This is a genomic window from Pseudovibrio sp. W74 (assembly GCF_001623085.1).
Lineage (GTDB): Bacteria > Pseudomonadota > Alphaproteobacteria > Rhizobiales > Stappiaceae > Pseudovibrio.
In genome coordinates this window covers 131,957-154,149 of record NZ_LMCJ01000003.1, presented here as the reverse complement: position 1 = coordinate 154,149, position 22,193 = coordinate 131,957, and the positions used below count along the sequence as shown (strand labels likewise).

The window sequence follows — 22,193 nt, the reverse complement described above, 5'->3', positions numbered from 1 at the left end:
CGGCTCGCAGTCCATACAAGGTACGGCGGCGAGCTAAGCCTCGCCTGCCGCTCTTACGATTTCACCAGTGCCTGCGCTGCAAGTTGCTGCATCATGTCTATGTAGCGAGTTTGCGTCCAGTTGCAGTCGATGCGCAGCTGTTCCCAATTGCGGACGGAGAGGATTGTGAGGAGCATATCGGTCGCTTCCACCTCGCTCATGCTGTCTGTTAGTGCGCCATCTACTTTGAGCGCCTGAACCGCCTTTTCGCAGCCATCACGGATGGCGCAGATTCGGTCATTCCAAGCAGCAGCTGCCTCTTCATCGGTCTCCTGCATGGCCATCAAAGCTTTGGCCACACCAAAAATCGTTGGGATGTAATTGCCCCAGGTTTCGACCCAGGCCTCCAGCCTTTGCGTACCGGATGCAGCGCTTCGGCTTTTAGCCAGCTTTGCGTCTATGTCGTGCACCTCATCCAGATAACGCGTTGTAGCGGTGAGTAAATCTGCCCGGTTGGGAAAGTGCAGATAGAGCGCTTGGCGGCTGATTTTTGCCGCCTTTGCGATGTCTGACATGCGCACAGCACTGCCGTTTCCGGCCTCCAGCAACTGCCATGTGGATTTTAGGATGCGATCACGAGTGGGATTATTCTGACTTGACATGATGTCAATATAGGTGCGATTGACACGATGTCAACTTGACATCATGTAAAGCAAGAAAGAATAGAGCCATGAAAGTTATCGTATTTGGTGCAACGGGCACTGTTGGCAGGCTTGCCACGGAGAAGATGCTGGCAGATGGGCATGAGGTGACCGCCTTTGCCCGCAGCCCGAGCAAACTGCAGATCGAGCATGAAAACCTGACGCTCCGGGCTGGTGATGCAGCGTCCCGCGATGTTGTCGCAGCCGCAATTCAGGGCCACGATGCCGTGGTGATTACGCTTGGCGCCGGCATGTCGCGCAACAGCACCATCCGGTCTGTTGGTACGCGCAATGTCATTTTGGGGATGCAACAACATGGGGTGGAGCGGCTGATTTGTCAGTCCACACTTGGAGCACATGAGAGTTGGTCCAATCTCAACTTCTTCTGGAAGCGGATCATGTTTGGCGCGTTGTTGCGACCTGTGTTCAAGGACCATGAACTGCAGGAAGAGCTGGTGCGGGTGAGCGGTCTAGACTGGACTATCGTGCGGCCCAGCGCGTTTGCTCCAGAGCTTGCAACTGGCAGCTATAAAGAGGACTTTCCAGCCACAGACCGACGTCTTTCTTTGAAGATTGCGCCTTCAGATATTGCCGGATTTCTCAGCCGTCAGCTCTCAGAGGTGCAGTACCTTCACCGTGCTGTGGGGATCTCCACTTGAGGTCTTATAGCGAGGGGCAACCGGAGTTAGATCAGAGATTTCTTGCATAAGCCGCTGCTTGTGTAGACCTCTTCAGCTGCCAAAACAGCTTCTTCTTTGCTGGCGCGTTGTCCGTCTTCGATGAACTCTGAGCCATCGCTTACAAGGAAGTACCAGACAATCTGACCTCCCTCCTCTGTGTATCTGTTCACCTGCATGAGTGCTTTGGGGTCGTCTGGTACACGGCCCACGCCTTTCCCGTCCCCAACCTTTGCTCCTTCGGCGGGACCCCAGATGTATTTCAGTTTTCCCACTTTCTCTCCCTCTGATACCTTTGCCATGAGAGCACCAACATAACGAGAATAAGCAATCTGAGAGGCTATTGTGCCAAGCGCCTTTGTTGCTTCCCCTCCGGATGCTCTCACAAGAGCTTCATGCAAAATCTGCCATTGCCACATAAGGGATGGGGGCATCGCCAACTCTTCCCAAAGCAAGATTGCCACTTCAAGGGACTGAAAGGAGCCGCCGATGAAAGTGTTTCTTTTGCCGTCTTTCTCTTTCCAGTAGAAGCCAGGTAGCCATTGCATGCTTCCGCTCCATATGTTCACTTTATGTTCTACATCAGCAAATACGTTTAAACAAGCCAGTAGAATGTACTGAGCGAGGGAAGGTTTCACCCTGTACGATGCCTGTGTTTTGCCCGGATTGAGCTCTGCAGTAAAAATGCAGCTTGCAAGACTCTTCTATTTTTCCGAGAGTTACGGGAAGACTCAAGGAACAGACCCATCATGAAAACAGAACGCGAAAAGATGGAAGCGGGTGAATGGTACACCTGCATCGATGACGAGCTGGAAACGCTGCGGCAAGCGGCCTACCACGCTATACATGAGCATCGTACACTGCACCCAAGCAAGCGTGGCTGGATAAGCCCTGCCCTGCGTGCGCTGCTTGGCAGTTCCACCGACAGCACAATCATCGAAGCGCCGTTTCATTGCGCTTATGGCATCAACATTCATTTGGGAGAACGGGTTTTCCTCAATGCGGGCTGCACCATTTTAGATACCGCGCCTGTGCGAATTGGTGACCAGACCATGCTTGGGCCGAATGTGCAGATCTATTGCGCCCAACACCACAAAGATGCAGAGAAGCGCTGTGCGGGACTGGAAATCGCAAAGCCGGTGACCATTGGCAAGCGGGCGTGGATTGGCGGGGCTGCGATCATCATGCCGGGCGTGACCATTGGCGATGAGGCCATTGTTGGCGCAGGCAGCGTGGTGACCAAAGATGTACCCGCCGGAGCCACCGTGGTAGGTAACCCCGCGCGGGTGAGAGGCTAACTCTCCAAAGAGAGAAACTGGCTGCCGGTTTTCCCATGCAGCCAGTTTGGATCGGGTCAGGCTTCCAGCGTTTGGTGCCCGGCCTCTGTCTTTGGGGCTGCTTGTCTCTTTCCAAACCACATTCTGCTGATGAGGCGATCTCGCAGGATAAACTGGTGAAACGCCCATCCAACAACATGCAGCACAAGCAAAGCGGTCAGCACGTTCGCGATGACACCATGGGCGACACGTGCCGGATACACTGTGAGGTCTGCGGGGAGTGGGGCTCCGGAACCGCCCAGCGTTATTGCAAAGAGATCTGCGTTATAGGCCATGACGAGACCAGAGAGCACCATACCTGCAACCAGCGCATACATGGCCCAGTGGGTCAGCCCAGCGGCAGTGTTGAGTGCGGCTTTTCCCGTGTCTGCTTTTGCAGGCTTTGTTGTTACAAAACGGGTGATGAGGCGCAGAAGGATGAGCACGCCGATGGTCATGCCCCAGATGATATGTCCAGTCATACCGGTGAGTTTTTGCGGGTCGGTGCTTTCCATAGCTGCCATCATGGGCCCTCCCACCACCAGCGCCATAAATATCATCAGGGCGAGGATCCAGTGCAGGGCTACTAAGGCCGGGTGATAGCGTGTTGTCATCGGGTGTTCCAATCATCAATCTTCAACGGAACCGGCAGTGGGTTCCTGATTATGTCTGGAGTGCATTTTACGTTACCTAATGAGAACAAGAATGATATAATAAGAAACAAGGCATTACTCTGATGTAACAAGAGAGACACCATGAGGTCACTGGATTGGGAGCTGTTGCCGTCTTTTCTTGCTGTTGCGCGGGCGGGCAGTTTGAGAGCGGGCGCTGAGTTGCTTCATACCAACTATGGCACTGTGAACCGCAATATTCAGGCTCTTGAAGCCAGTTATGGCGTGGCATTGTTTAGTCGCTCCACCAAAGGCTTCAAACTGACTGATGCCGGTGAAACTGTGCTTCCGTTTGCCGAGCAGGCAGAACAGGTGATCATCAATGCGCGCAAACGTGTTGAGGGGCTGGACAAAAGCGAAGCGGGGACGCTCCGCTTTTCTGTCACGCCCACGTTTGCCTATGATGTGATTTCTCCAATCATCAGCAGGTTTCAGGAGGCATATCCCGATATTCAGGTGGAGCTGAGGCTCACTTCTGCCGTTGAGGAGATCAACAAGGACGAGACAGATGTCTCTCTGCGTGCGGCCTATGAAGTGAGCGAGGATGTGGTTGCCCGCAAACTCTACCCCATAGCCATCGGCATCTATGCAAGCCAGGCCTACATTGACGCCGCGTTTGCGCAGTCCGGGTCGCAAGGCTCTGGTCTTTCCTGGATCGGTTGGCCAGGTGACGCACACACGACCAACTGGGTCGCTCAAAGCCCCTTCCCTCATGCTGACATCCGGCACATGGTGTCCGATGGATATATGCGCCTCCGATTGTTGAGAGAGAACTGCGGTCTCTCTTACCTCCCTGTGGTTTTTGAACGGTTCTTTCCTGACTTGTGCCGCGTGCCCGGCACCAAGACAGAGTTGGGGCAGTCGCTTTGGATTGTGCTTCATGCAGACCTGCGCAAAACCGTACGCATCCGCCGCTTTGTGGATTTTTTGGCTGAGGAACTCATGGCCCTGCGAGAGGACATGCAAGGCGAACTTTACAGGCGCTAAAGCAGTTCGCTTGAGTGCTGGTCACAATAAGCTCAATTGCAGGTTGGTAAAGCTGCGTATAGGCTGTGGGCATCTGATCATTCCAGCAAACATAAGTGACCTATGAAACTGTTTTACGCTCCCGGCACCATTTCAATTGCCGTTGCCATTGCCCTTGAAGAATCCGGTGTCCCTTACACCACGCACAAGATCGACTTTAAGAACCCGGAGGTCAGCCGTCCGCAGCTGTTAGAGGTGAACCCGAAGGGCCGTGTTCCTGTTCTGGTGACAGACCATGGCGTTTTGACAGAAGCCGGTGCGCTGCTCGATTACGTTGCTGATCTTGCCCCGGATGACAGTCTGAAGCCTTCGGATCCTTACAAGGCCGCCAAGATGCGGGAGGCCATGTACTATCTGGCTTCCACCATGCATGTGAACCATGCCCACAAACTGCGCGGTGCCCGTTGGGCAGACAAGGAAGCCAGCTGGGACGACATGCGCGCCAAAGTGCCGGAAACCATGACTGCCTGCTGCGCCTATGTGGAAGAGAACATCATCACCGGCCCTTACGTGCTTGGCGACACCTTCAGCATTGCTGATGCCTACCTTTACGTGGTCAGCACCTGGCTTAAAGGCGATGGTGTGGACATCACGCCGTTTCCAAAGTTCCACGCCTTCCAGAAGCTGATGGAAGAGCGGGATTGCGTGAAAGCGGTGAAAGCTGCGGGGATGCTGGGTTAGGTTCCTGACCCAAACAGGGCAGCTGCCGCTTTACATCCGAGGCAGCTGCTTTGCATTGGCTCAATACCAATTAGGCGTTTTAGTTGACCACCTCAAATGCAATTTCTCCGTTATGGAGAAAACAACATTTGGTGAAAACCGCCAGATCAACCGGATTGGGAAGACGAATATCAGACAGGTCCGGCAAGGGTTTCATTGCCAGATCAAAGTCCCTTTGAACCTGCGATATCAAGGTGATGATAATCCCTGTTTTCCTTGCAAACTCTTTGAGCTCATTCAGCTGCAAGGAGAGTTCGGGGTTTTGCCGTTTCTGATCAAGCAGCTGCAGGTAATCAATGACAACAAGCGTCTTTGAAGGCACATGCCGAAGTTCATTGATGATGTAGCGGGCACAAATCTCATCCGAGCAATCCAGATGGAAAGCCTCCCTCATCTGAGCAGGATTATAGCCGAGCTGGGACACACGCTTCAAAACATCTGCAGGCGTATACTCGAGGGTAAAAAGTAACTCTCGCCCCCTGCTCTACTGGCTTGAATAGCCAGTTCCAATCCAAACAGAGTTTTGCCTTGGCCCGGACGTGCAGCAATTAAAACAAGGTCTCCGCAGTCTAACTGGCGAAGGCATTTTTGAGCGCGGCCAGACCGTGAGCCAGAAACCGACAGATGGCTCCAGCTGCTATAGCCTTCTTTTTGCGCGAGCTGATCCAGCGCCGCATGCAGCGGCATGCCACTTTCGCGTGCGGTTAACTTCGCTTGTCTTTTCAGCTGGTGAACAGGACTGGACAGTTTCATTGAAGAACCCTCTCTTCAGAGCATACATTGCAGTCCCTCCTTATGCGCTTGCTCGAACAGTATGGTTCTGATCCTGACGTCCTACATGTGCAATGCTTCCCGGATTGGAGGGCGGAGGCTTGGACTTAGCCTTGCTGCAAGGATAGAAATCTGGCCTACCGCAATCAAGGGCCAGTTGTGCTTTTCAACATGCTGCTGAAAAGACCCGGCCTCTGCCGGTTGCTCAAAGATCAAGCCGATAGACAACTTGCTGCTCGTTAAATCGTTCAAGTTGCCGGGTTTGTTGCATGCCCAGCTTTTGTAACAGGCGGATGGAGCGGGTGTTTTGAAGTTGGGTTTCAGCGAGAAGGGATGCCAGGTTCTGCTCCTGCATAGCGAATGGCAGGAACGCTTTGAGGGCTTCCTCGGCATATCCCTGCCCCCAATGTTCCGGCAGGAATTCGTAGGAGACTTCCATGTCGTCTCCTTGATGATAAGGAGCTAGACTGAGCAGGCCGAGGAACTCGTTGGCTCTGCTGGATCGCACTACAGCATGATACACCCCTGCTTCAGCAACCACCCTTGCACATCGAGTTTCGATAGCTTCTGGGCTTTGCTTTCCTCCCAGAAACATTCTTGTTTGCTCATTGGCGAACAGTCGTCGGAGTGCGGGTTTATCTGAATGCGTTGGCTGGGAGAGCAAGCAACGTTTGGTGGCAAGATACATAGTCCCCTCCCCTACACCCCCAGCTTCACGACCACGTTGAGGAGGGTGTCGCGGAGGGATTGGACTTCTTCTTTGGTGAGGTTCTGGTAGATCACGCGGCGGTCGCCGGCCATGACGCTATCCATGGCTTTTTCGACGGTGGTTTTGCCTTTGTTGGTCAGGCGTACGATCTTGCTGCGTTTGTCGGTATCGTGATCAATGCGCGTGACGAGGCCGTCGGATTCCAGCTGCTTAAGGATTTTCGTCATGCCGCCTGAAGTCATCAGCAGAGCGCGGTACAAATCACTGGGGGACATTTCCCATGGCTCAGGACGGCCTCGCAGTGCCACCAGCACCTCAAAAGCGCCGTTGGTCAGGCCATAGACCTCCAGCTCTTTTGTGCAGTTCTGATCGAGGATTTCGCTGAACCGGTTCATACTCAGAAACAGCTCGGTTTCTACAGAGACAGCTTCTGGCCAGTTCTGGCGCATCTGTTCCAGGGCTTTGCCCATTGGGTAGGCTTTCGACATGAGATCCTCATCACAACTCTATCGGTTTTCTAAATTAAACCTTGCCAGAAAGATAGTTTGAATATATCTATCTAGAAAGCTACTTAGATAGATAGGTGTGACATGAGAAGTTTCTGGGACAGAGTTCGACACTCCGTGCTGTTTGAAGGGATCGCCCTTTCCATCGTCGCGGTGTTTGGAAGCTGGATTACTGGTCATTCCATTTCAGAGATTGGTGTTCTTGGACTGGTCATGTCCCTGATCGCCATGGGCTGGAACTTTCTTTACAACTGGCTCTTCGATAAATGGTATGTGGCCAACCGTGGTACCAAGCCAAGGACTGTTGCCTTGCGTATTGTGCACGCCCTGTTGTTTGAAGGCGGACTGCTTGGATTTGGTATTGTCGCAATCATGTGGTTTCTACAGATGAATTTTGCTCAGGCATTACTGCTTGATATCGGCTTTGCGGTGTTCTTTCTGGTTTACGCCTTTGTCTACAACTGGGTTTACGATCTGGTGTTCCCCGTTCCGATTGCAAAAGCCGTTTGAACGTGTGGTGCTGACATAAGAACGCAAGAAAAGCCGGAATAACGCAAATTCCGGCTTTTCCTTTCAAACCAACGCAAACTGGCTGTTTGATAGATCAGATGTCGTCGTAATCGACTGTTACATCATCTGTTTTCGGTCTGGACTGGCAAGTGAGCACGTAGCCGGCCTCAATCTCCCAAGGTTCCAGCGAGTAATTGACGGCCATGTCGACTTTACCGGAGACCACCTTGGCGCGGCAGGTGCAGCACATTCCACCTTTACAGGAGAACGGTGCTTCTATGCCCAACCGCAGGGCACCATCAATGATGGTTTCACCCGGCTCCAGAGTGACGTCGTGGCGTGCACCATCAACGATCATGGAGACCTTTGCTTTGTGGTCTACAGCGCTGGAATCCTTGGCTTTATGGGCTGCGTGCGGATCACCGCCATCAGCAGGCACAAAGAGCTCGTTATGGATGTGTTCCAGCGGAATGCCATGGCTTTGACAGGCGTGTTTGGCTGCCTCAATCATATCACCCGGGCCACAAAGGAAGACGTGGTCGATGCTGTTCTCACCAACGGCCTTGGTGATGAATTCCTCAATCTTTTCAGATGTTAAACGACCATTGAAGAGGCTCAGCTCCTGCTCTTCACGAGACAGAACATGGTAGACACTCAAGCGATCGAGGAAGCGATCCTTCAGGTCATCCAGCTGATCCTTGAAGATCACACTCTGGGAATTCTTGTTGCCGTAGAACAGGAAGAAATGGCTGTTCGGCTCATCTTCCAGTACAGCCTGCACCATGGACATGATCGGCGTGATGCCGGATCCTGCTGCAAATGCGGCGTAAACCCTTGCTTCTTCAGTGATTCCTCTTGGCAGATTGAAGCGGCCCATCGGGGTCATCACATCAATCTCATTGCCAACAGAGACATGATCCAGAGCGAAGCTTGAGAAGCGGCCACCCTCCACTTTCTTGATCGCAACGCGGATGTCATCATCCTTGGGAGACGAGCAAATGGAGTAGGACCGGCGGGTGTCTTCGCCATTAATAAATTCGCGCAGGGTGAGATACTGCCCTGGAATAAAAGAATAATCTGACTTCAAGTCCGCAGGAATTTCAAAGGCGATAGAGACAGCTTCCTCTGTTTCCTGATGGACTGACTTGATTTTCAATCTATGAAACCGTGGTGACATGGTTTCCTCCCTTACATCTACCGGAGCCTTTCAGCCGAGCGGGTCAGATGCACTTGAAATAATCAAAAGGCTCGGAGCAATCGTTGCAGCGGTAAAGCGCTTTGCAAGCAGTAGAGCCAAACTCGGAAATGCGACTGGTGTTGGCAGAGCTGCACTTGGGGCAACGGACTTGCTCCTCACCAAACAAGGCCCGGCGCGAGGCCTTGCCGTTTGGAGGTGCAATGCCGTAAACCCTTAGCTTTTCACGCGCTTTTTCTGAGAGCCAATCGGTGGTCCAGGCTGGAGTGAGGACCGTTTTAACGTCCACCCTCTCAAAACCAGCGGTGAGCAGAGCCGCTTCAATATCGAAAGCGATCATGCTCATGGCCGGGCAACCGGTGTAGGTTGGTGTGATGGTCACCTCTACAGAACCATCTGCCTGCACGTGCACATCGCGCAAGACACCAAGGTCCTCAATGGTGAGCACCGGCACCTCAGGATCGGGTACATCGCACACCGCATCCCAGGCCTTTTGATCTAACTCAAATCTCAGAATTTTCGCTGCAACTGCCATGGGTTAGCTCCCGATCACCACTGAGCTTGCGGGAACGAGCGCTGCAGGTACTGCATTGGCGACAGGATATGTCCCAGATGCTCACTGTGCTCGCCTTTACGGCCACCTGTCTGCATCCAGCTTTCAGTTGGACGTTCCAGATTGGCGCGTGCCAGAACCGTGTTCACCGTCTCGTCCCATAAGTGCTTGATAGACAGAGGGTCTATGGCAACTTCTTTGGCAACCAATGATGATACAACTTCGTCACACTCAAACATCTCGCCGGTGTACATCCAGAGGAACTCCAACGCATCACTGATGCGATTGTGGCTCTCCTCGGTGCCGTCTCCCAGACGGATCACCCACTCTGCAGAATGGCGCAGATGGTAAGCTGCTTCTTTCTCTGCTTTCGCTGCCAGTCCGGCCAGTTGTTCGTCTTTCGAGTTCATCATCGCCTCCCAGAACGGGTGCATGAACGCGGAGAAGAGGAACTGGCGCATGATGGCATATGCGAAGTCATCATTGGGTTGTTCGACCAGCAGAAGATTGTTGAACTCCCGCTCAACCCTATGGAAACACAGGGCATCTTCGTCGCGGCCTTTGCCTTCGATTTGCCCTGCATAGGTATAGAGCTCACGGGCATGGCCTATGAGATCAAGCGCAATATTGGTGAGTGCAATGTCTTCTTCCAGGTGAGAAGCGTGACCACACCATTCGCCCAGTCGCTGGCTCAGAATTGCGGAGTCATCAGCCAGCCGCATGCAATATGTAAATAGTGCCGTATCTGTCATCATGGCCTCCTTACATGTTCGCGACTTCGTCAGGCAACTCATAGAACGTCGGGTGGCGATAGATCTTTGAAGCTGTTGGCTCAAACATCTCGCCCTTCTCGTCCGGATCGTTCGCGATGATTGCTGCAGACGGGACAACCCAGATAGACAGCCCTTCTCCGCGGCGTGTGTAAACGTCTCGCGCTGCCTGCAGAGCCATCTCCGCATCAGCTGCATGGACAGAACCTGCATGTCTATGAGACATGCCATTGCGCGCTCTGATGAATACTTCCCAAAGTGGTGTTGCTTGTTCGCTCATGTTCTGCCCTCCCTTAAGCAGCTGATTTCTTTGCGGCTTGCTTTGCAGCGTACGCCTGCGCAGCCTCGCGCACCCAGGCACCGTCTTCATGTGCCTTGATGCGGTCTTTCATCCGCTGCTTGTTGCAGATGCCATTGCCTTGAATGGTGTTGTAAAACTCGTCCCAGTCCGGTTCACCATGCTCCCAGTGCCCCGTTTTCTCGTTAAGTTTGAGGTCAGGATCCGGCAGAGAAATGCCGAGAACCTTTGCCTGAGGCACAGTGGCATCGACGAACTTTTGACGGAGCTCATCGTTGGTAAAACGCTTGATCTTCCACTTCATGCTAGCGGCTGAGTGCTTGCTGTCCTTGTCAGAGGGACCAAACATCATCAATGCAGGCCACCAGAGGCGATTGACGGCGTCCTGAACCATCTCCTGCTGCTCTGCCGTGCCTTTCATCATGGCAACGAGAAGATCGTAGCCCTGACGTTGATGGAAGCTCTCTTCCTTACAGATGCGGATCATCGCGCGGGAATAAGGTCCGAAGGAACAGCGACATAGCGGGATCTGGTTCATGATCGCGGCACCATCAACCAACCAGCCAACAGCACCAACATCCGCCCAGTTGAGCGTTGGGTAGTTGAAGATGGAAGAGTATTTGGCTTTGCCGGTCAGCAACTGATCCACCAGTTCCTCGCGAGAAACACCCAGGGTTTCTGCGGCGGAATAGAGGTAGAGGCCGTGACCACCTTCATCCTGAATCTTGGCAAGCAAGATGGCTTTGCGCTTCAAAGACGGAGCCCGTGTCACCCAGTTTCCTTCTGGCAACATGCCGACCACTTCTGAGTGCGCATGCTGCGAGATCTGCCGGACCAACGTTTTGCGATAGGCTGCTGGCATCCAGTCGTTGGGCTCAATCTTCTCTTCACGATCAATGCGAGCTTGAAAAGCTGCAAGCTTCTCTTCGTCCTCAACACCAGCCTCAACTGCCGGGTTGTTCAATGCTTGCGTGTACATAGGTAAGGTCCCTCCCAAGAGCACACCAATGTTCGTTTCCGCTTCAATATGTCACAGAATATCATTCTAACAAGTATTTTCTGTAACATTTAAGGGTGCATTTTAGGACAATTCTAAATTCGCTAATGATTACAAAGGTTGGAACCGTTCAAAAAAAGCAGGTTCAGGAGATGGCAAAGCGCCCTCTGCATTCTTGGCGTTAGAATCAAGCCAGACCTCACCGTGATCTCTCAGGGTGTTGTAGATGCCCGCTGCAAGTTCTCGTGCGACGCTTCCCTCCCACTTATCTGGCAGGGCTTGTAAAGGCAGCTCAGGATCTCTGAGAACCAATCGCCGGAGGTCATGGATCAGTATGATGCGGATGATCAGGGCTGTTTCTGGCGCAACAGGAGCGCGGCCTCCACACTCAAGAAGCGCTTGCAAGCCGCTGTAATTCTCAATGAACTCGCGGTATCCCTGTTGCAGGCTCTCCAGGTTCCAAGCTTGCCGGGCAAGCTGCACGGCTTTGTCAGATGGCGCCGTGGATTGCATAAACACGATCTTTTCTGAGGATTTGGGCAGTTGCTGGCCGATGTCCGGTTTAATCAGCACGTTCGGCGCGATCACGCCAAAGCCCTGATCTGTCAGGCGTTCCCGGCGTTCAGCCCGCCCCTCCCCTTCACTCAGGATTGCCGTGATCCAGCTGCCATTCCCGTTCGCCGGACCGCGGGCATAAATGCGCGGCGTTGCCTGATCAAAAGCCTCGCGGCCCATTTTGGTAAGGCGATAGAACGAGTTGCGACCGATGCGTGTGCGCTCCAACCAGCCATCGGTGGCCAGACGAGACATGGCGGTGCGGACCACTCCGGAATTGATCCCAACCATCTGCATGATCTCGGTGATGTTTCCCATCCAGAGCTCGCCACCACGCGGAGCAACGCAGTCTCCAAAGATCGAGATGATCATGGACCATGAGCGGATTGGCTTTTGCGCGTGAAAGCGATCAATGAGCTTTTGTTGTTCCGTTTCGAGAATGCTCACGTTCACACGCCTTTTGAAGTTCAGAAGCTGCATATTTGTAAGGGGTCAATGCGCTTTTGTGCAAGTTTCTGTTTGAAAAGAGCAATAATGAGCAAGGCAAAGAAAAAGCCGGAGGCGTGTACCTCCGGCTTTAATTCATCTACTCAACAAGACCAGCTTATTTTGCAGTTGCGTCAGTGATGCGACCAGCCAGTTTAGGCTCGTATGCACCGCCCTGCGCTTTCAGGAAGTCAGCAAGTACGAACTCAAGGCCTGGGCCGTAGTCGTATGCGTTTTTACCTTCTGCTGCAAAGATCTTGTAGCCGTCACCACCGTTACGAACGTAGTTGTTGGTTGCAAGCTTGTAGACTTTGTCTGCTTCAATTGCAGAACCGTCTTCCAAGGTTACTTCAACAACACGCTCACCAGCAGGCTTGGATGCATCGAAGGTGAACTTCAGACCAGCAACCTGTGGGAAGCGTCCGCCGCCTTCTTCGATCTTGGACAGACCGTTTTCCAGAGCAGTTTTGATGAACTTACCCTGAAGCTCGAAGGTCGCCAGGGTGTTCTGGAAAGGAAGAACTGCCAGAGCTTCGCCCATGGTTACTTCGCCAGCGTCGATAGAAGCACGCAGACCACCACCGTTGGTGATTGCGATTTCAACGCCTTTGTCTTTGGTTGCTGCAATCATAGCGTCAGCTACGAGAACACCCATTTCACACTCACGTGCGCGGCAAGACTTGCGGTCACCATCTACTGGCGCTGCAGTTGCGCCGATAACTTCGGTGCGAATTTCGTCAAGCGGACCAGCAAGTTCTGCGATACGTGCTTTGGTTACTTCGTTTTCGGCAACCTTCGCGTCCATGATGATTGGCTCGCCAACAGCTTCGATCACGTCGCCGTTGTCGTCGAACTTCACGTTCAGCTCACCAAGGAATTTGCCGTAAGCGTATGCAGATACGATCGCAGCTTTCTTACCGTTTGGAGCTTCAACCCAAGTTGGGTATGGGCCTTCAGCACGGTCAGAAGTGTTGGACAGATACGTGTTGGTGTGACCGCCAACAATCACATCAATACCGTCTACAGCAGCAGCGATTTTCTTATCAACGTCATAACCGGAGTGAGACAGAACGATGATCTTGTTCACACCCTGCGCCTGAAGCTCAGCAACGTGTTTGTTAGCTGCTTCGATTGGGTCGTAGAATGTAACATGATCGCCAGGGCTGGACAGCTCATGAGTGTCATCTGGCGTCAGGCCGATGAAACCGATTTTTTCGCCGTCACGCTCAACGATAGAGGTAGGCTTCAGAACGCCGATCAGCTTGCCTTCTTTGGAGAAGTCAGCGTTTGCAAGAAGAACCGGGAAGTTCACGATATCCATGAAGCCACGCAGAACTTCTGGGCCATCGTCAAACTCATGGTTGCCGACAGTCATTGCGTCGTAACCAAGAGTGTTCATGAACTCAGCAGCAGCCTTACCTTTGTAGTAAGTGTAGAACAGAGAACCCTGGAACTGGTCACCACCATCCACGAGGATAGAGTTTTTAGCAGCCGCACGGCGCTCTTTGATTGCTGTTTCCAAACGGGCAGTGCCACCCAAACACTTGCCTTTTGCATCATCCTTTGCGGAACAATTCGAGTCGTACTTGTTGATTGGCTCAATGCGGGAATGGAAATCATTCGTATGCAAAATGGTCAGATCAAATTCTGCCATAGCCGGCGCGGAAACGCCAAAAGACAACAAAAGCGCAGTTGCGCCCAAGAGATGCTTTTTCATAGGTCTTGCCTTTATTCAATTGCCCCAAGCAATTTAACGAGACGGCTACGCGAGAATCTCTATATCCGCGCAAACCTCCCAAGAACACGCTCGGTACAATTGCCCATAACTGTGACAGGCACAAGACTAAAGGAGATATATTTCGCCATCTAACTGAAAAAAAATTCAGAGCCTGACTTTTTAATCGCGAGCCTTATTAGTACCTATTACAAGGGGTAGGATTGTTGAGAATCCTTATAATATATCAACTTGTTGGCTCAATAAATCAGAGGTAGAAAACACCCGAATTTGGTAAAATTTATCGAAAAAACCCTTAGGTTCTCGAAATATTTATCCCCAAATGCTCAGTGCAGAATACGTGAATTTTCTAGGTCAGTGATATCAGATTCAGAGAACTCTTCCTCAACCGCGGGTACGGAATAATAACCACTCAACCACTTGTTGAGATCCACCTGTTTACACCTGTCTGAGCAAAACGGCTTTGTTGCCTCTTGCGCTGGTTTCTCGCAGATCGGGCATTTTACTGATGGCTTCTTCATCATCTCTCTCAACTGCTAGTTTTGATCTTCGCAGATAAGGCTGTTCACCTATCCGGCTCAGCAGAGCATCTGCCAGTGCCTCTAGCCAGAAATCTTCAGGACATCAAGAGATAAAATCAGATCATTTTGATGGTTTTGTTGAATTTGGAGTAACGGAGCGTCGCCCCCCCCTTCACAACTGCAAATTATCTCCTAAATTTAAGGCGTTAAGCAGTTTAGGTGCAAACAACTTTGCAGCAATTAGAGTTCAGACTAAGATTAGCCATAGGCAGGCACTTTTGAACATGCTCGTATCCTTATCCGAATACCAGAACCACGTTTCAGGGATACACAATGAGTTCTGTATGGATTTGAAAGTATCTCGCGAACACCGGGGAAGCGTATAATGAACAATGAAGTTTCTTGGATCCTGACAGCGCACCTGGCCACCGCAGAACCGAAAGTCTTTGAAGGACTAATGGTGGAGATGGTGAAAGCAGTCCAGCAAATGCAGGGTGATACCACAGCTTATGTCTGGTACCTGAGCGAAGACGGGCAATCCTGCGAGATTTTTACGAGCTTCAAGGACAGCAACTCAGCAATGTTGCACCTGACGTGGTTCTCCAACACCTATGCCAAGCAGTTTATGGACACATTACACCCAACAGGCATGACAGTTTATGGCAAACCAACTCAGGAGCTGCGCAATGCTCTTGCAAGCCTGTCACCACGATATGTGCAAACTGTAGGTGGGTTTGCGCGTTAGCCTTCTCCTGCTTACGCAGCAGGTACGGCATCTTCGTCCCATGTTTTTTGGGTTGGATAGCCAGCTGACTGTAAGAGGCTTGCGGTCTCCAGCAGAGGCAAACCGACAACGCTTGGGTAAGATCCAATCACACGCGCAATGAACGCGCCAGCAAGGCCCTGAATAGCGTAGCCACCTGCTTTACCACGCCACTCCCCTGAGGCGAGGTACTTTTCTGTGTCATGAGAAGACAGACGACGGAAACGTACGCGGGTTTCAACCAGTTTTGTGCGAACCACGCCATCAGGCATGTTCACGCAAACGCCGGTGTAAACCTTGTGCATGCGACCGGAAAGCAGTTGAAGGCAGACGCTGGCCTGCTCCTTACTCTCGGCCTTCGGCAGGATGCGGCGTCCTACTGCAACAACTGTGTCAGACCCCAGGATGATGGAATGCGCTTTTTCGTCATCCCGGTCGATCAGAACACGTGCAGCGGCTGCTTTGCCGCGTGCAAGTCTTTGAGCCAGCGCGCGCGGGCTTTCCCCACGCACAGGCGTCTCATCAATGTCTGCAGGCAGGAGGAATTCCGGTTCTATACCAATCTGCTGAAGCAACGCCAGACGACGTGGTGACCCGGAGGCCAATACTAACGGCAGTTCTTTGGTCATATGCCAGTTCCCCGATGAATTACAGACCAGAGCTCAACTAAGGCAGGCTCATCATGAACCCGCGCTCAGTGGATCGCTTATTTGTAGCGATAGGTGATACGACCCTTTGTCAGGTCATATGGCGTCATTTCCACGAGCACTTTATCGCCAGCCAGAACGCGAATACGGTTTTTACGCATACGACCAGCAGTGTGAGCGATAATTTCGTGATCGTTTTCAAGTTTCACACGAAAAGTCGCATTAGGAAGGAGTTCGACGACGACGCCTGGAAACTCCAGCATTTCTTCTTTAGCCATTAGGATTCCTGATTAGTTAAATGGAATTTTCGCGGAACCTACCGGATAACTCGCCAAAAGTGAACAGGCTACCTCCATTTCTTGGAGGGCAGTTTGACGAGTTTTACCGCTTATTCCTTGTTTTGGGGTGGAAAACACATGCAAAGGCCACGCGTAGAGTATTTTCAGCAGCTTATTGCATACGTTGTTCTATCTTTCTCTTAAGCGTATCACGCACCGCTCTGTACGCATCCATGATCTGTGAACGGCTTCCTGTTGCCACTGTCGGGTCAATCGTCGGCCAGTACTCAACATCGACGTGCTGTGCGCGTGTCAGCTCCAATGCCATGTGGTGGGCCTCCGGAGCAAGCGTAACAATGAGGTCGAACCCGTCTTCGGCCAGATCCTCAAATGTTTTTGGATGGTGATTGCTCAGGTCCATCCCAAGCTCATCCATAACAGAGTCGACAAACGGATCACGTTCGCCTGCAAAGACGCCACAGGAGCGCGTATAGACCTGTTTGGGGTAGAGCAGTTGGGTCAAGCCCTCTGCCATCGGAGAGCGTACGGCGTTCATTCTGCAGATAAACAGGATGGAACTTGGCCGTGACATAAACTCGGCCATACTTACCCCCGGTGCTGCAAGGCGCAAATGAGCGTAAACAGTCGTCGGGCGGTTTGATGGTCGATGGTGATTTTCCCTTTCAGGCGCTCTTCCAATATGCAGGCGCCGTCGTCGTGTAGTCCACGACGCCCCATATCGATTGCTTCAATCTGTTTTGGTGAGGCACTGCGAATTGCATCGTAGTAGCTCTCACAGATCATGAAGTAGTCTTTAATGATCTTCCTGAAAGGGGTGAGCGAGAGGATGTGGGTTGCTATTTCGCTGCCCATTTCATCCCGAACTCCCAGCACAAGCTTACGCTTGATCATAGCCAGGTCCAACCGGTACGGGCCCTGATCGGGCCCGACCGGAGAAAACATGTTTTCCTCTACCAGATCAAAGATCGCAATTTTTCGCTCCCGCTCGACGTCTTTGTCGGCGCGCACAATAGAATCCGGATCAAGGACCACCTCAAAAAGGCGTTCTATTCCTTGTTGTCTCTGTTCTTCGTTTACAGGGACTTCCTTATTCATCAAGCGATCTTTTCCGTCCTGGATCAATTAACTAGTGGTTTAAGCGAATAGAGACTGAACGTCCATGCGCCTGCAGACCTTCCACTTCTGCCAGTGTGACGGCCGCAGGGCCGATCTGTGCGAGGTTTTCCGGGTTACAGCGCAGAAGCGAAGTTCTCTTTACGAACTCCAGCGTAGACAGACCAGAGGAGAAGCGTGCCGAGCGAGCCGTCGGCAGCACATGGTTTGAACCGCCCACATAATCGCCGATCGCTTCTGGTGTGTAACGTCCAACAAAAACTGCGCCAGCATTTCTCATTTTTGGCAGCAGTGCATCAGGGTCCTCAACACAAAGCTCAAGATGTTCTGGTGCAAAACGGTTGGAGAGCACCATTGCATCATCTAAATTGTCAACGGTGATGATCGCTCCGAAGTCATTCCAACTCTGACGCGCAACGTCTGCACGTGGCAGCGTGGTGAGCTGACGCTCCACGGCCTCTTCTACAGCCGCTGCCAGTTCTTCGCTGTCCGTGATGAGAATAGACTGCGCAACCGGATCATGCTCTGCCTGAGAGAGCAGATCGACGGCAACCCAGTCCGGGTTGTTATCTTTATCAGCCACGACGAGGATTTCGGATGGGCCAGCGATCATATCGATGCCGACAGTTCCGAACACGCGGCGCTTTGCTGCTGAAACGTAGGCATTGCCTGGACCAACAATCTTGGAGACCGGTGCAATTGTTTCTGTGCCATATGCCAGCGCCCCAACAGCCTGAGCGCCGCCTACGCGGTAGATCTCAGAGACACCAGACATTTTAGCTGCTGCCAAAACGAGTGGGTTGAGCACGTCATCAGGGCTTGGAACCACCATCACGATGCGCTCAACGCCAGCAACCTTTGCAGGCACGACATTCATCAGCACAGAGGATGGATAGCTGGCAAGACCGCCAGGGACATACACACCAACAGCTTCCACAGCAGTCCAGATGGCGCCTAGCTCTACGCCGATGGCATCTTTGTAGGTGTAGCTTTCGGGCAGCTGCTTTTGATGGTGGGAACGAATACGATCGTGGGCAAGCTGCAAGGCTTCCAGTGTTTCAGCAGGGATTTGAGCAACAGCTGTCTCTATCTCCGCTTCAGTTACTTTCAGCTCGTCCATAGATTTGGCCGACATGCGGTCAAATTTGTTGGTGTACTCGAGCACAGCTGCATCACCGCGCATTTCGACATCCCGCAGAATGTCGCGCACGATATGATCCACATCCTCTGAAGTTTCCCGCTTGCTTCCAAGCAGGGCACGAATTTCTTCTTCGAAACCTTCAGACTTTGAGGAGAGCTTAATCGCCACGTTATCGTTCCCAATTTACTATAGTTCCCGGGACTGTTCTTCCCGAGATGATGTCAGAATTTTCGAAATGCAGTCCAAGCCTTCAGGTTGTGTCGGGATTTTACGAAACTATCCCGCGCTTTCCAACTAGCCTTCTAGATCATGTTCAGGTCTGCTTTCAGTTTCCCAAACGGAGCCCAGATCTGCCAGTTGCGCTTCGATGCACTCGATATTTGCTGCAATAGCAGCCCCACCGGAAAACTCAAGCTTCAACTGACCAGCCGGTGCATTTGTCTCTTCAAACAACACACAGAGCAAAGACAGGACCATGTCTTTGTTTGTCTGGTTGATTTTCTGAGCTTTGACCGCATCCACCCGCGACACAGAAAGAACGGACCGTGCCCGCATTCTTCGTTTCTGGTTGTTTTCGTCTGTTTCCCAAAGGTATCGATTCATTGTCAGCACCAGGCGGCGCTCAGCAGGTAAGTACTTGATATCTGCTAGTTTCAGAACACTGTCCTGCACCATGGAAGAGATGATCTGCAAATCTTCCTGATCCAGCGCCATCAGCTTCATTGGTTTTACCTGTTCCATATTAATCCCTTGCAGATTTCCCTAGCCTCACGCACCGTATATAGCGCGAGACATCCTTACTATTACAACAATTTACAGAAAAACATCTATGAATGAACGCAGCAGATTTCAAGCATGAAGCTCTGATCCAGTTTCTTTGAGAATATCTCCATGAAAAAACCCGGACTGAAAAACAGACCGGGTTCAAATCATTTGCTTCGTTTTCGTTAGGCCGAGATACGCTCGATCACCGCACCGCAGCGAGACAGCTTCTCTTCCAGCCGCTCAAAGCCGCGATCAAGGTGATAGACACGGCTGACCGTCGTTTCACCTTCCGCCGCCAAACCAGCGATGACGAGAGAAACAGATGCACGAAGGTCTGTTGCCATAACCTGAGCGCCGCGCAGGGTTTCAACGCCCTCAACAGAAGCCACCTGCCCGTCCAATGTGATCTTGGCGCCAAGGCGTGCCAGTTCCTGAACGTGCATGAAACGGTTTTCGAAGATGTTCTCAGTAATCTTGCTCACACCCTTGGAGCGGGTCATAAGCGCCATGAACTGCGCCTGCAAATCTGTTGGGAAACCCGGGAACGGCTCAGTGGAAACGTCTACCGGGCTGATGCCAGCACCGTTGCGCTTAATTTTGAGACCCATATTGGTTTCAGTGATTTCTGTTCCGGTCTGACGAAGGACATCCAGTGCACCTTCGAGAAGATCGCCGCGCGCGCCTTCCAGAGTTACTTCACCACCCGTCATTGCCACTGCCATGGCATAGGTCCCGGTTTCGATACGGTCAGGAATAACCGGATGGCGATGTGCGCCTAGGCTGTCTACACCCTGAATATGGATTGTGTCGGTGCCAGCACCTTCAATCTTTGCACCCATGCCAATCAGGCAGTTTGCAAGATCGGTGACTTCTGGTTCCTGAGCGGCGTTTTCGATCACGCTCTCGCCCTTGGCCAGTGTCGCAGCCATCATGACTGTGTGTGTTGCACCCACGGAGATTTTCGGGAAGACGACCCGACCACCCTTCAGGCCGCCCTTGGCATCTGCCTGAACATAGCCGCGATCCATCTCTATATCAGCGCCGAGTGCTTTCAGACCGTCGATGAAGAAGTCAACCGGACGCGTCCCGATTGCACAACCGCCTGGCAGAGACACACGGGCTGTATGCATACGTGCGAGCAACGGACCGATGACCCAGAAGCTTGCACGCATTTTGGACACCAGCTCATATGGAGCTGTTGTGTCGACAATGTTGCTGGCATTCAGGTGAATGGTCTGGCCGGTCATTGTATCTTGACCTGCCCGTTTGCCGTCGACCGAATAATCTACACCGTGATTGGAAAGAATCTGAGTGAGAAGTGCGACATCACGCAAGCGGGGCACATTCTCAAGGGTCAACGTATCGTCGCAGAGCAGTGACGCGATCATTAAAGGCAGCGCAGCATTCTTCGCGCCTGAGATCGGAATAACACCATTGAGCGGATTGCCACCAACAATACGAATTTTGTCCATACTTCTATAACCCCAATAAAGCCCGCGGCGGGAAACACAAATTTGAAGAAGAATTGATCGTGTCCACTAACATCAGGGCTGTGGCATAAGCAAGGCAGCGCTTCTGCCTAGTTTCTTCCCCAACGGTTTTCCCCAATAGATCCTGCTGATATTTCGCATTAGCAGGACTTACAAGGACCGCAACATCCTACTCCGCCCAAAACCTGCAGTTTTCGGCGAGATTTCCATATATTTTCAATTTAGCGATAAATGCTAGATTTTTACTTAACGCCCTCGCGATTGAGCAAAGCGCATGCAGCAATCTCTAGTCTTCGTCAGTGTTCTTCTTAGCGGCCTGTTTTCTGCGACGTAGGTTGGCGCGTAAGGCTTCGGCCAAACGATCTGCTCTCGGGTCGCTTTTTGGCTTTGCTACGGACTTTGACTGGTTGCCCGTTGTTTCGGTTTTCTTTGAATCTGTCATGCTCAACAGGTACACGAGGACGGGATTGAAGCCAAGTGCCCTAATATACGACAAGTGCATGGCAATGCTCTCATTTCACTGTGTTATTCAGTTTCCACAGAACTGCCAATAAAACCCCTTGCAGGTTTAAAAGGGTTATGACATAAGCCTCCTCGTTCCGAGGGCGCTGCCTGCGGAGCACTTACCTCGTTGCAAAATACGCTGGTTTGGAAGATACGAGAAGCACTTAAGTGCTTCATATTTATGCGATGCTGCCGTAGCTCAGGGGTAGAGCACTCCCTTGGTAAGGGAGAGGTCGAGAGTTCAAATCTCTCCGGCAGCACCATTCTTCTAACAGCACTGCACAAATTTCGGCGCGCTGCCGTAGCTCAGGGGTAGAGCACTCCCTTGGTAAGGGAGAGGTCGAGAGTTCAAATCTCTCCGGCAGCACCATTCTTCTCAATAATCGATCATTTCACTAATTTGCGCCATGCACGCTGCTTTCTTGTTGCGCATTCTGTGAAATCTGATTTTAAAAAATCACTGAATTTTAGAACAATTTACAACTCTGCCGTGAGCCTTCTCTAACGCGCAGACTTTTCTGAGGGCAAGCAATCGCACTTATCAACGGTAATCCATCGATAATCCAAAGCGGTCGCGAAACAAACAAACTCACCCGAACACATAAATATCAGCTCAATGAAATAAAATTCCACGTTCTTGAGCTGAGCTCTACATGCCTTTGCGGCACTGTGCCTGAGATGCAACGTGCCACAATTCGACCAAATTTCATCTTGGAGTTGGTTTACATGTGATGGGAGTCCTGCGACGTTTCTGTGGTCTTGGGGGCGTATTGGG

29 protein-coding genes and 2 tRNA genes are annotated in these 22,193 nt (G+C 51.9%); 8 read left to right on the top strand and 23 right to left on the bottom strand.

The window, feature by feature from the left end; all coding sequences use genetic code 11:
* Nucleotides 1–53 precede the first annotated feature (53 nt).
* The gene (locus PsW74_RS03120; protein WP_063287362.1) at nt 54–641 is read right to left on the bottom strand and encodes a TetR/AcrR family transcriptional regulator; all 588 of its coding nucleotides are present in this window, start codon (nt 639–641) and stop codon (nt 54–56) included.
* Nucleotides 642–709: 68 nt separating this feature from the next.
* Here PsW74_RS03120 and PsW74_RS03115 point away from each other — a divergent pair, with 68 nt between their 5' ends.
* Complete coding sequence (locus PsW74_RS03115; protein ID WP_063287361.1) at nt 710–1,339, top strand: SDR family oxidoreductase; 630 nt, start codon at nt 710–712, stop codon at nt 1,337–1,339.
* A gap of 26 nt (nt 1,340–1,365) precedes the next feature.
* Here PsW74_RS03115 and PsW74_RS03110 read toward each other — a convergent pair whose 3' ends face one another.
* A complete protein-coding gene (locus PsW74_RS03110; protein WP_063287360.1) occupies nt 1,366–1,905 on the bottom strand; it encodes a hypothetical protein in 540 nt (179 codons plus the stop codon).
* A 198-nt stretch (nt 1,906–2,103) separates the two neighbouring features.
* Between PsW74_RS03110 and PsW74_RS03105 the strand changes: the two genes are divergently transcribed.
* The gene (locus tag PsW74_RS03105; protein ID WP_153041676.1) at nt 2,104–2,655 is read left to right on the top strand and encodes a sugar O-acetyltransferase; all 552 of its coding nucleotides are present in this window, start codon (nt 2,104–2,106) and stop codon (nt 2,653–2,655) included.
* A 56-nt stretch (nt 2,656–2,711) separates the two neighbouring features.
* Here the strand turns inward: PsW74_RS03105 and PsW74_RS03100 are convergent, their stop codons facing one another.
* A complete protein-coding gene (locus tag PsW74_RS03100; RefSeq protein ID WP_082830458.1) occupies nt 2,712–3,287 on the bottom strand; it encodes a cytochrome b/b6 domain-containing protein in 576 nt (191 codons plus the stop codon).
* Nucleotides 3,288–3,428: 141 nt separating this feature from the next.
* Here PsW74_RS03100 and PsW74_RS03095 point away from each other — a divergent pair, with 141 nt between their 5' ends.
* Both PsW74_RS03095 and PsW74_RS03090 read left to right on the top strand, forming a co-directional pair.
* Complete coding sequence (locus PsW74_RS03095) at nt 3,429–4,331, top strand: LysR family transcriptional regulator (protein WP_063287358.1); 903 nt, start codon at nt 3,429–3,431, stop codon at nt 4,329–4,331.
* A 102-nt stretch (nt 4,332–4,433) separates the two neighbouring features.
* Nucleotides 4,434–5,051: a glutathione S-transferase family protein gene (locus PsW74_RS03090; RefSeq protein ID WP_063287357.1), complete on the top strand. Its 618-nt coding sequence runs from the start codon at nt 4,434–4,436 to the stop codon at nt 5,049–5,051.
* Nucleotides 5,052–5,130: 79 nt separating this feature from the next.
* Here PsW74_RS03090 and PsW74_RS30190 read toward each other — a convergent pair whose 3' ends face one another.
* The 4 genes from PsW74_RS30190 to PsW74_RS03075 all read right to left on the bottom strand — a co-directional run bounded on the left by PsW74_RS30190 (nt 5,131) and on the right by PsW74_RS03075 (nt 7,058).
* On the bottom strand, nt 5,131–5,514 hold the full coding sequence (locus PsW74_RS30190; RefSeq protein ID WP_343286482.1) for a DNA helicase: 384 nt from the start codon (nt 5,512–5,514) through the stop codon (nt 5,131–5,133).
* Between the two features lie 5 nt (nt 5,515–5,519).
* Nucleotides 5,520–5,843, bottom strand: coding sequence for a hypothetical protein (locus PsW74_RS30185; protein WP_343286481.1), 324 nt, complete (start codon nt 5,841–5,843; stop codon nt 5,520–5,522).
* 223 nt (nt 5,844–6,066) lie between these two features.
* Complete coding sequence (locus PsW74_RS03080; RefSeq protein WP_063287356.1) at nt 6,067–6,549, bottom strand: GNAT family N-acetyltransferase; 483 nt, start codon at nt 6,547–6,549, stop codon at nt 6,067–6,069.
* 11 nt (nt 6,550–6,560) lie between these two features.
* The gene (locus tag PsW74_RS03075) at nt 6,561–7,058 is read right to left on the bottom strand and encodes a MarR family transcriptional regulator (RefSeq protein WP_063287355.1); all 498 of its coding nucleotides are present in this window, start codon (nt 7,056–7,058) and stop codon (nt 6,561–6,563) included.
* A gap of 102 nt (nt 7,059–7,160) precedes the next feature.
* Between PsW74_RS03075 and PsW74_RS03070 the strand changes: the two genes are divergently transcribed.
* Nucleotides 7,161–7,586, top strand: a complete 426-nt coding sequence (locus PsW74_RS03070; protein WP_082830457.1) for a PACE efflux transporter — start codon at nt 7,161–7,163, stop codon at nt 7,584–7,586.
* A gap of 94 nt (nt 7,587–7,680) precedes the next feature.
* Here the strand turns inward: PsW74_RS03070 and paaE are convergent, their stop codons facing one another.
* The 8 genes from paaE to yacG all read right to left on the bottom strand — a co-directional run bounded on the left by paaE (nt 7,681) and on the right by yacG (nt 14,699).
* Nucleotides 7,681–8,763 carry a 1,2-phenylacetyl-CoA epoxidase subunit PaaE gene (paaE, locus tag PsW74_RS03065; RefSeq protein ID WP_063287353.1) on the bottom strand — a complete coding sequence of 361 codons (1,083 nt, stop codon included), beginning with the start codon at nt 8,761–8,763 and terminating at the stop codon, nt 7,681–7,683.
* A gap of 43 nt (nt 8,764–8,806) precedes the next feature.
* Nucleotides 8,807–9,316: a 1,2-phenylacetyl-CoA epoxidase subunit PaaD gene (gene paaD, locus PsW74_RS03060; RefSeq protein WP_063287352.1), complete on the bottom strand. Its 510-nt coding sequence runs from the start codon at nt 9,314–9,316 to the stop codon at nt 8,807–8,809.
* A gap of 14 nt (nt 9,317–9,330) precedes the next feature.
* Complete coding sequence (gene paaC, locus PsW74_RS03055; protein WP_063287351.1) at nt 9,331–10,089, bottom strand: 1,2-phenylacetyl-CoA epoxidase subunit PaaC; 759 nt, start codon at nt 10,087–10,089, stop codon at nt 9,331–9,333.
* Between the two features lie 7 nt (nt 10,090–10,096).
* The gene (gene paaB / locus PsW74_RS03050; protein WP_054664467.1) at nt 10,097–10,384 is read right to left on the bottom strand and encodes a 1,2-phenylacetyl-CoA epoxidase subunit PaaB; all 288 of its coding nucleotides are present in this window, start codon (nt 10,382–10,384) and stop codon (nt 10,097–10,099) included.
* A gap of 13 nt (nt 10,385–10,397) precedes the next feature.
* Nucleotides 10,398–11,381 carry a 1,2-phenylacetyl-CoA epoxidase subunit PaaA gene (gene paaA / locus PsW74_RS03045; protein WP_063287350.1) on the bottom strand — a complete coding sequence of 328 codons (984 nt, stop codon included), beginning with the start codon at nt 11,379–11,381 and terminating at the stop codon, nt 10,398–10,400.
* Between the two features lie 129 nt (nt 11,382–11,510).
* Nucleotides 11,511–12,401 carry a PaaX family transcriptional regulator C-terminal domain-containing protein gene (locus PsW74_RS03040; RefSeq protein WP_063302326.1) on the bottom strand — a complete coding sequence of 297 codons (891 nt, stop codon included), beginning with the start codon at nt 12,399–12,401 and terminating at the stop codon, nt 11,511–11,513.
* Nucleotides 12,402–12,558: 157 nt separating this feature from the next.
* Nucleotides 12,559–14,157, bottom strand: coding sequence for a 5'-nucleotidase C-terminal domain-containing protein (locus PsW74_RS03035; RefSeq protein WP_063287348.1), 1,599 nt, complete (start codon nt 14,155–14,157; stop codon nt 12,559–12,561).
* A gap of 344 nt (nt 14,158–14,501) precedes the next feature.
* Complete coding sequence (gene yacG / locus PsW74_RS03030; RefSeq protein ID WP_063287347.1) at nt 14,502–14,699, bottom strand: DNA gyrase inhibitor YacG; 198 nt, start codon at nt 14,697–14,699, stop codon at nt 14,502–14,504.
* A 382-nt stretch (nt 14,700–15,081) separates the two neighbouring features.
* Here yacG and PsW74_RS03025 point away from each other — a divergent pair, with 382 nt between their 5' ends.
* Nucleotides 15,082–15,441 carry a hypothetical protein gene (locus PsW74_RS03025; protein WP_057464984.1) on the top strand — a complete coding sequence of 120 codons (360 nt, stop codon included), beginning with the start codon at nt 15,082–15,084 and terminating at the stop codon, nt 15,439–15,441.
* A gap of 11 nt (nt 15,442–15,452) precedes the next feature.
* Here the strand turns inward: PsW74_RS03025 and PsW74_RS03020 are convergent, their stop codons facing one another.
* The 8 genes from PsW74_RS03020 to PsW74_RS02985 form a co-directional block, all read right to left on the bottom strand.
* Complete coding sequence (locus tag PsW74_RS03020) at nt 15,453–16,088, bottom strand: Maf family nucleotide pyrophosphatase (protein WP_057464983.1); 636 nt, start codon at nt 16,086–16,088, stop codon at nt 15,453–15,455.
* Nucleotides 16,089–16,165: 77 nt separating this feature from the next.
* Nucleotides 16,166–16,384, bottom strand: a complete 219-nt coding sequence (infA, locus tag PsW74_RS03015; RefSeq protein WP_008549604.1) for a translation initiation factor IF-1 — start codon at nt 16,382–16,384, stop codon at nt 16,166–16,168.
* A 172-nt stretch (nt 16,385–16,556) separates the two neighbouring features.
* Nucleotides 16,557–16,988, bottom strand: coding sequence for a low molecular weight phosphatase family protein (locus PsW74_RS03010; protein WP_208980475.1), 432 nt, complete (start codon nt 16,986–16,988; stop codon nt 16,557–16,559).
* Nucleotides 16,989–16,990: 2 nt separating this feature from the next.
* A complete protein-coding gene (locus PsW74_RS03005) occupies nt 16,991–17,500 on the bottom strand; it encodes a UPF0262 family protein (RefSeq protein ID WP_057464982.1) in 510 nt (169 codons plus the stop codon).
* 31 nt (nt 17,501–17,531) lie between these two features.
* Entirely contained in the window at nt 17,532–18,827 is a 1,296-nt protein-coding gene (gene hisD / locus PsW74_RS03000) for a histidinol dehydrogenase (RefSeq protein WP_063287346.1), read from the bottom strand.
* A 126-nt stretch (nt 18,828–18,953) separates the two neighbouring features.
* Nucleotides 18,954–19,400, bottom strand: coding sequence for a DUF2948 family protein (locus tag PsW74_RS02995; protein ID WP_057464980.1), 447 nt, complete (start codon nt 19,398–19,400; stop codon nt 18,954–18,956).
* A 206-nt stretch (nt 19,401–19,606) separates the two neighbouring features.
* Entirely contained in the window at nt 19,607–20,896 is a 1,290-nt protein-coding gene (gene murA / locus PsW74_RS02990) for a UDP-N-acetylglucosamine 1-carboxyvinyltransferase (protein WP_063287345.1), read from the bottom strand.
* Nucleotides 20,897–21,200: 304 nt separating this feature from the next.
* Entirely contained in the window at nt 21,201–21,416 is a 216-nt protein-coding gene (locus tag PsW74_RS02985) for a hypothetical protein (protein WP_063287344.1), read from the bottom strand.
* A gap of 190 nt (nt 21,417–21,606) precedes the next feature.
* Here PsW74_RS02985 and PsW74_RS02980 point away from each other — a divergent pair.
* A tRNA-Thr gene (locus tag PsW74_RS02980) sits at nt 21,607–21,681 on the top strand.
* Nucleotides 21,682–21,713: 32 nt separating this feature from the next.
* A tRNA-Thr gene (locus PsW74_RS02975) sits at nt 21,714–21,788 on the top strand.
* Nucleotides 21,789–22,193: the final 405 nt, after the last annotated feature.